The 225-nt window shown below is 49.3% G+C and carries 1 pseudogene; it reads left to right on the forward strand.

From position 1 onward, the window contains the following. Nucleotides 1–225: pseudogene (locus LI126_RS15320) on the forward strand (DUF3427 domain-containing protein); the annotation flags it as partial.

A 225-nucleotide genomic window follows, 5' to 3' on the forward strand; every position in this document is an offset into this window, starting at 1 on the left:
CAACGTCTATGCCTTGTTCAACTACCAGCTGGCCTATGAGATTCGACTTCAAGAGGCGTTAAGCGAACGGATGCTGTGCCCATTTCAGTTTGTCGGCGTCAGTGACTATGTCTGGCAGGGACAGACCGTTAGCGAAAAAACGCCGCTCAAACATTTGATTCAGCCTGAACGGGTGGACTGGATAATCAAAGTGGCTGACTATTATGGACATGACGGGGATGTCTT

The organism is Mediterraneibacter sp. 210702-DFI.5.30 (genome assembly GCF_020560115.1).
GTDB lineage: Bacteria > Bacillota > Clostridia > Lachnospirales > Lachnospiraceae > Mediterraneibacter > Mediterraneibacter faecis.